This is a genomic window from Dietzia sp. DQ11-44, assembly GCF_014145205.1.
GTDB lineage: Bacteria > Actinomycetota > Actinomycetes > Mycobacteriales > Mycobacteriaceae > Dietzia > Dietzia natronolimnaea.
The window spans coordinates 1-3,136 of sequence record NZ_JAALEC010000454.1; the positions used below are offsets into that span (position 1 = coordinate 1).

Annotated in this window: 3 protein-coding genes; 2 read left to right on the plus strand and 1 reads right to left on the minus strand. The window is 70.3% G+C overall.

The genetic code is table 11. From position 1 onward, the window contains the following. Window positions 1-129 precede the first annotated feature (129 nt). The gene (locus G6018_RS11750; RefSeq protein WP_182639689.1) at window positions 130-927 is read right to left on the minus strand and encodes an SDR family oxidoreductase; all 798 of its coding nucleotides are present in this window, start codon (window positions 925-927) and stop codon (window positions 130-132) included. 157 nt (window positions 928-1,084) lie between these two features. Here G6018_RS11750 and G6018_RS11755 point away from each other — a divergent pair, with 157 nt between their 5' ends. Continuing rightward, a complete protein-coding gene (locus G6018_RS11755) occupies window positions 1,085-2,440 on the plus strand; it encodes an NAD(P)-binding domain-containing protein (protein ID WP_182639690.1) in 1,356 nt (451 codons plus the stop codon). After that, the gene (locus G6018_RS11760) at window positions 2,437-3,090 is read left to right on the plus strand and encodes a TetR family transcriptional regulator (RefSeq protein WP_182639691.1); all 654 of its coding nucleotides are present in this window, start codon (window positions 2,437-2,439) and stop codon (window positions 3,088-3,090) included. The genes G6018_RS11755 and G6018_RS11760 overlap by 4 nt, the downstream gene beginning before the upstream one ends. Window positions 3,091-3,136: the final 46 nt, after the last annotated feature.

The window sequence follows — 3,136 nt, forward strand, 5'->3', positions numbered from 1 at the left end:
GTGCGGCGCCGATCCCCGAGCCACCTCCGGTGACGATCGCGGATCTCCCGGCGAATCCCGGGGTGCCGGAGCGGCTTCTCTCGCGGCCCGCACCCCGGCGTCCGTTTGTCGCGCGGCCGCGACCCGGCCTCACGAGAACGCCTTGGTCGCCAGGCCGAGCACGTCCGGATAGCGGCGCAACTGGGCCCCGCCGTCAACGGCCAGGTCCTCCCCCGTCATCCAGGGCGAGTCGGCGAGGTAGAGCACCGCCCGAGCGACGTCCTCCGCGGTGCCCCGGTGCGGGACCGCCGCGTTCTCGGCGTACTCCTCGGCGAGCCCGGGGATCTGCAGGACCGGTTCGGTGAGCGGGGTGACGAGGAATCCGGGAGACACCGTGTTCACCCGGATCCCCCGCTCCCCGAGCTCGAGCGCGGCGACCTGCGCGAGCATCACCAGGCCAGCCTTGGCCGCGCAGTACGCGGCCATCCCCCGTCCGGGTTGCCGCGCGTTGAGCGAGGCGATGGCGACGATCGAGCCGCCCTCACCGACCACGCCTCCGGCGTGCTTGAGGACGAGGAACGTGCCGGTGAGGCACACGTCCACCACTCGCCTGAACTCAGCGGTGTCGTGGTCGGTGACCAGCCCGAGCGTGCTCACCCCGGCCGTGGTGACGACCAGCTCGGGGGCGATACCGGTGAACAGCGCCTCCACCGACGACTCGTTCACCACGTCGACGACCCTGTGCTCGTGGCTCGGGGCGTCAGCCGCGCCCGCCAACCCGCCCGCGCCCTGGAGCTCGGCCGCGCGCGCCTCGGCGAGGTCGCCGTTGACGTCGGCCACCGTCACCCGCCACCCGTCCGAGGCGAGCTGTTGCGCCGTGGCCCATCCGATCCCGGATGCGCCACCGACCACCACCGCGTGCCGCCTCCCGGTCGTGTCGTCTGCCATTTCCGCCTCCGTCCGGGATGGGGCCCTGGGCGGGGTGCCCCGTCGGCGCGCGCGGGACGCTGTTGACGCCCGTCAATCCCTGGCCATAATCTAGGACCGCAATGTGATTCGCGCCATAGCTTTCCGGCGCGGCGGTCCCCGGCCCGAAGAGGTTTCCATGACACCCATCCCCACTGTCGCCGTCATCGGCGCGGGCATCAGCGGTCTCACCACCCTCAAGATGCTCGACGACTACGGCATCGAGGCGGTGGGCTTCGAGGCCTCCGACCGGATCGGCGGGAACTGGGCGTTCGACAATCCCAACGGGAGCTCGAGCGCGTACCGGTCGCTGCACATCGACACCTCCAAGCACCAGCTGAGCTTCCGGGACTTCCCCATGCCCGAGGAGTTCCCGGACTTCCCGCACCACTCGCAGATCAAGCAGTACCTCGACGACTACGCCGAGGCCTTCGACCTGCTGCGCCGCATCGAGTTCGAGAACCGGGTCCTGCACGCCGAGCGGCTCGAGGGCGGCGGCTGGGAGCTGACCACCGAACGCACCGGCACCCGCCGTTTCGACGCGCTCGTGGTGGGCAACGGACACCACTGGGACCCGCGGTTCGGCGACTTCCCGGGTGAGTTCACCGGCGAGATGATCCACTCGCACGCCTACGTCGACCCGTGGGACCCGCTCGAACTGCTGGACAAGCGCATCCTCGTGGTGGGCCTGGGCAACAGCGCCGCCGACATCGCGGTCGAGTTGTCCTCCAAGGTGATGCGCAACGAGGTGGTGATCTCCACCCGGTCGGGCGCGTGGATCGTCCCGAAGTACATCGCCGGCAAACCGGCCGACAAGTACTTCGCCACGTTCCCGTTCCTGCCCTACTCGTGGCAGCGCAAGGCCATCCAGGCCATGCAACCGATGTCCGCGGGCCGGCCGGAGTCCTACGGACTGCCCACGCCCAACCACAAGTTCTTCGAGGCGCACCCCACCCAGTCCGTCGAGTTGCCGCTCCGGCTCGGCTCGGGGGACATCACGGCCAAGGGCAACATCGCCCGGTTCGAGGGGCGGACCGTGCACTTCGAGGACGGCACGGCGCAGGACTTCGACGTGGTCATCCAGGCCACCGGCTACAACACCTCGTTCCCCTTCTTCGACCCCGAGTTCCTCAGCGCCGACGCCCACAACCACGTGCCGCTCTACAAGCGGATGTTCTCCCCGGGCATCGACGACCTCGTGATGGTCGGCTTCGCCCAGTCCACGCCCACGCTGTTCCCGTTCGTCGAGGCCCAGGCCCGGCTGGCGGCCGCGTGGGCGGCCGGCCTGTACCGGACGCCGGACCGCACGGAGATGGAGCAGGTCATCGTGGCGGACGAGAAGAAGTACATCGGGCACATGCTCGACACCGCGCGGCACCAACAGCAGGTGGACTACTTCCTCTACGAGCACGACCTGCGGACCCGGGAGATCCCGGCGGGCCGCGAGCGCGCGGCACGCTCCGGCGGGATGATCCGGACGGCGGCGCCCGCGTGAGCGGGAACGGCACCTCCGGCGAGGGCAACAACGGCTCTCCCCGGGGCGACCGACGCCGGGAGGCTCTGCTGGCCGAGCTCGACCGACAACTGCGCACCACCAAGCTCGACGACATCTCGGTGGCCGACCTCACCGACGCCGCCGGCATCACCCGCTCGGCGTTCTACTTCTACTTCGACTCCAAGGCCGCGGCGGTGACCGTGTTGCTCTCCTCCATCCAGGCGACCGCCGCCAAGTCCAACGACATGCTGGTGAACTCCGACGGTCGCTTCCGGTCGCGCGTGCACGCCACGCTGAGCCGGCTCGCGGACCGGATGGTCGACAACGCGCACGTCTACCGTGCCCTGCTCACCGCACGCACCACGCACGAGCCCATGCGCCGCCTGTGGAACGAGGGGCGGGCCGAGCTGGCGACGCCCATCGCCGAGTACATCCGCTCCGAGCGGGCGGCCGGCCGGGCCCCCGACGGGGCCGACCCGGACTCGCTCGCCACGGCCCTGATCCAGATCAACGAATCGGTTCTCGAACACCTCGTCTACGACCCCGGTGCGGATCGCGAGCCCATGATCGCCACCGCCTCGGACCTGTGGGTCCGGGCCATCTACGGCCGCCCGGACCCCGCGGTCGACAACCCAGGAGAACCCTCGTGACCAGCCAGATCACCCCCCTCGACCTCGACTTCCGCTCCGGGGGGGA

What these genes read in the sequence shown, in the direction of transcription:
- G6018_RS11750 (WP_182639689.1), bottom strand. Translation starts at nt 927, where the DNA reads ATGGCAGACGACACGACCGGGAGGCGGCACGCGGTGGTGGTCGGTGGC.
- G6018_RS11755 (WP_182639690.1), top strand. Translation starts at nt 1,085, where the DNA reads ATGACACCCATCCCCACTGTCGCCGTCATCGGCGCGGGCATCAGCGGT.